This window comes from Hydrogenophaga sp. (assembly GCF_028698005.1).
In the GTDB taxonomy this organism is placed as follows: domain Bacteria; phylum Pseudomonadota; class Gammaproteobacteria; order Burkholderiales; family Burkholderiaceae_C; genus Hydrogenophaga.
In genome coordinates this window covers 1-4,096 of record NZ_JAQVEJ010000208.1, presented here as the reverse complement: position 1 = coordinate 4,096, position 4,096 = coordinate 1, and the positions used below count along the sequence as shown (strand labels likewise).

Below are 4,096 nucleotides of genomic sequence, written 5' to 3'. Positions count from 1 at the left end.
TGGGCCCGCATGCGCGCCCGCGCCAGCGGCGAGGTGCCGGTCATCATCCGGGTTTCCTCGTGCACCCCGCCCAGACCGCGCGCGTCCGTCATGCCGGAGCGGGATGGCAGTCCGGCGCCGGGATGGTTGCCGCCGGCCGCGCGCCCCGCCCGGGAACCGGCCGGACCCCGGCCGTCGCCGGGCGCATCCGCGGCCTGGTCGTCAGCGACCGGCGAACGCGGGTCGCTGCGCGCACCAGGCGCCCGGCGCACCAAGGCGTTCAGATCGATCTGCTTCATCACCCCGCTGGCGATGAGGAACTGGTTGGTGGCCTTGTAGGCCTCGTGCATGTGCTGTGCCAACAGCGGAGCCACCGCGTCCTGCACCATCTGCCAGGCTTCGCGCGACAGCGCCACTTCCAGCCACTGGTCCACCAGAACACGGGTGGTCACGTCGGGCAGGAGCACGTCGCCCCGGGGCATTTCCTGCAACTGCTCCAGGGACTGGATGCGCAGACGCAGCTCGTTGAGCTCGGTGGACGCCAGGTCGAGCACGCGCAAAGCCAGGCGCGATGCCAGGATCTGGTTGTCCATGACGCCCTCGGCCAGCAGCTCCAGCCGGCCGCCCTGGCGGGCGGCCGTGTCGGCGGCCTTGACGCGCTGGGGCGGCAACAGGCTGCGCTGCAAGGCCCGCCGGCAGTTGTCCACCCAGGTCGTGTGGGCCGCCAGAAAGGCCTGGTAGGCATCGCGGCGGTCCTGACGCTCCCGGCTGGAACCGGGTTCGTCCATCAGCGCCAGCAGGCGCGTCTGGCAAGCCTGCCCGATCTCGGGCAATACCCTGCTGACGTGAACCACAAACCGTTCACGCGCCTGCCTACCCAGAGAAGACACCTGCGGGCTCGTTGAAGACGCCATTCGATCAGTATGACATGAAAGCCAGGGCCGCCATCCGGCGGGCGGGCGCGTCGCGCCACCCACCCGCCACGGTGTCGCCCTTACACGACGGCGCCGGCGTTCGGGTCGTTCGGGTCACCGTCCTTGCGGGTGGTCTTGACCAGATCTTCGCGCTTGACCCCCATCCACATGACCAGCGCGCCGCCCACGAAGACCGACGAGTAGATGCCGAAGACGATGCCGATGGTCAGCGCCAGCGCGAAGTAGTGCAGCGTCGGGCCGCCGAAGAAGAACATCGACAGCACCACGGCCTCGGTCGAGGCGTGGGTGATGATGGTGCGGCTCATCGTGCTGGTGATGGCGTGGTCGATCACCTGCGGCGTGTCCATCTTGCGGAACTTGCGGAACGCCTCGCGGATACGGTCGAAGATCACCACGGATTCGTTGACCGAATACCCCAGCACGGCCAGCACCGCCGCCAGCACCGCGAGCGAGAACTCCCACTGGAAGAAGGCGAAGAAGCCCAGGATGATCACCACGTCGTGCAGGTTGGCCAGGATGCCGGCGATGCCGAACTTCCACTCGAAGCGCAGGCCCAGGTAGGCCGAAATGCCCACCACCACCACGGCCAGCGCCAGCAGGCCGTTGTGCACCAGTTCCTCGCCCACCTGCGGCCCGACGAACTCGGTGCGTTGCAGCACCACGTCCGGCTGGTCGGCCTTGAGCGCGGCCAGTACCTGCTCGCTTTGCTGGGCCGATGTCTGCCCCTCGCGCGGGGGCAGGCGGATCATGACGTCCTGCGAGGTGCCGAAGTTCTGCACCTGCGTGTCGTCGGCATAGCCCAGACCGGTGACGATGGCGCGCACCTTGCCCAGATCGGCCGGCTGCGAATAGCTGACCTCCACCACCGTGCCGCCCGTGAACTCCACCGACAGGTGCAGGCCCCGGGTCACGAGAAAGAACACCGCCAGCGCGAACGTGACCAGCGAGATCACGTTCAGCACCAGGGCGTGCTTCATGAAGGGGATGTCCTTCTTGATGCGGAAAAACTCCATGACGGGCTCCCCTTATTCCTTGTCCGACGCCGGCGCCGTGCCGGCCACGCTGACCCCCGTCGTGTCCGGCCGCCACACCTGGCCGATCGACACGCTCTTGAGCTTTTTCTGGCGCCCGTACCACAGGTTCACCAGGCCGCGCATGAAGAACACGGCCGAGAACATCGAGGTCAGGATGCCCAGTGCGTGCACCACCGCGAAGCCGCGCACCGGCCCGGAGCCGAACATCAGCAGGGCCAGCGCCGCGATCAGCGTCGTCACGTTGGAGTCCAGGATGGTCGCCCAGGCGCGCTCGAAACCGGCATGGATGGCCGCCTGCGGCGAGGCACCGGCACGCAGCTCTTCGCGGATGCGCTCGTTGATCAGCACGTTGGAGTCGATGGCCATGCCCAGCGCCAGCGCCAGCGCCGCGATGCCCGGCAGCGTCAGGGTGGCCTGCAGCAGCGACAGCAGGGCCACCAGCAGCACCAGGTTCACCGTCAGGGCGATGCTGGAAAACACGCCGAACAGCATGTAGTAGACACACATGAAGCCGACGATCACCAGAAAACCCCAGACCACGCTGTTGAAGCCGCGCTGGATGTTCTCGGCACCCAGGCTCGGCCCGATGGTGCGCTCCTCGATGATTTCCATCGGTGCGGCCAGCGAGCCGGCACGCAGCAGCAGGGCCGTGTCATTGGCCTCGACGGTGGTCATGGCGCCCGAGATCTGCACGCGCCCGCCACCGATCTCGGAGCGGATCACCGGTGCCGTCACGACCTCGCCCTGACCCTTCTCGAACAGGATGATGGCCATGCGCTTGCCGATGTTCTCACGCGTGATGTCGCGGAACACGCGCGAGCCCTTGCCATCGAGCGTCAGGTGCACGGCCGGCTGCTGCGTGTCGTCGAAACCGGCCTGGGCATCGGTCAGGTTCTCGCCCGTGAGCAGGACCTCGCGCTTGACGATCACGGCCTGGCCGTTGCGCTCCAGGTAGCGCTCGGAACCGAAGGGCACGGGGCCGGTGCCGCGCTCGGCCGCGCGGCCCTCGGCGCTCTCGTCCACCAGGCGCAGCTCCAGCGTGGCGGTGCGGCCCAGGATGTCCTTGGCCTTGGCGGTGTCCTGCACGCCCGGCAGTTGCACCACGATGCGGTTGGCGCCCTGCTGCTGGATCACCGGCTCGGCCACGCCCAGCTCGTTGATCCGGTTGTGCAGGGTGGTCATGTTCTGCTTGAGCGCCTGCTCCTGCACCGTGCGGATGGTCTCGGGCCGGATGGTCAGCACCAGCCGGCCCGAGGCCGCGCTGGCACCCTCGGCGGCCTGCAGATCCGGGAACTGGCTGCGCACCAGGTCGCGGATGGTGTCAAAGTTGGCTTCGTCGCTGGTCCGGACCTCGACCGCGTTGCCACTGCGGTTGATACCGCCGTGGCGGATGCCCTTTTCGCGCAACACGCTGCGCAGGTCGGTCGCCAGCACGTCGGCGCGGCGCTGCAGCGCCGCCGCCATGTCCACTTCCAGCAGGAAATGCACGCCACCGCGCAAATCCAGCCCCAGGTACATGGGCGCCGCGCCCAGGCTTGCCAGCCAGGCCGGGGTGCGCGGAAGCAGGTTCAGTGCCACCACGTGCGTCGGCACGGCCGGGTCGGGATTGAAGACGCGCTCGAGCACATCGCGCGCCTTCAGTTGCTCATCGGTGGTCTCGAAGCGCGCCTTGACCGAATTGCCGTCGAACTGCACCAGCGAAGGCTGGAGCCCCGCCTCGGCAAGCGCGGCCTCCACCCGGGCCGTCGTCCCGTTGTCCACCTTCACCGTGGCCTTGCCCGATGACACCTGCACGGCAGGCGACTCGCCGAACAGGTTCGGCAACGAATAGATCAGGCCGATCAGCAGCGCCACCACGATGATGGCGTACTTCCACAGCGGATATCGGTTCATAAGCGTGGCCTAGGCTAGGCGAAAAAGCGAATCGGGGGCACAACGGATATTCGGCATGGGGCACCACGGAACCGGCTCCGCCGGGCCGTCGGTGCCGTCCCCCCTCGAAGCGCCGAAGGCACGCGACGGAGGGGGGAAGCCGCGTCAGCGGCGCAGGGGGGTGTTACTTCAGCGTTCCCTTGGGCAGCACCTGCACCACGGCGGTCCGCTGCATCTGGACTTCCACGCCGTCGGCCAGTTCGACACCGATGTAGG

General features: G+C 68.0%; 3 protein-coding genes and 1 pseudogene. All 4 read right to left on the bottom strand.

The window, feature by feature from the left end:
* The coding region (locus PHQ87_RS14760) for a DUF1631 family protein (RefSeq protein ID WP_300235981.1) at positions 1-893 on the bottom strand (893 nt) is incomplete at its 3' end.
* An 80-nt stretch (positions 894-973) separates the two neighbouring features.
* Positions 974-1,927, bottom strand: a complete 954-nt coding sequence (gene secF / locus PHQ87_RS14755) for a protein translocase subunit SecF (protein ID WP_300235978.1) — start codon at positions 1,925-1,927, stop codon at positions 974-976.
* A 12-nt stretch (positions 1,928-1,939) separates the two neighbouring features.
* Positions 1,940-3,841 (bottom strand): protein translocase subunit SecD, encoded by a 1,902-nt coding sequence (secD, locus tag PHQ87_RS14750; RefSeq protein ID WP_300235976.1) that lies wholly within the window; start codon positions 3,839-3,841, stop codon positions 1,940-1,942.
* 163 nt (positions 3,842-4,004) lie between these two features.
* Positions 4,005-4,096, bottom strand: a pseudogene (locus PHQ87_RS14745) (preprotein translocase subunit YajC); the annotation flags it as partial.

Excerpts from the sequence above, each read along its gene's own strand:
- secF (WP_300235978.1), bottom strand. The coding sequence starts at position 1,927 with ATGGAGTTTTTCCGCATCAAGAAGGACATCCCCTTCATGAAGCACGCC.
- secD (WP_300235976.1), bottom strand. The coding sequence starts at position 3,841 with ATGAACCGATATCCGCTGTGGAAGTACGCCATCATCGTGGTGGCGCTG.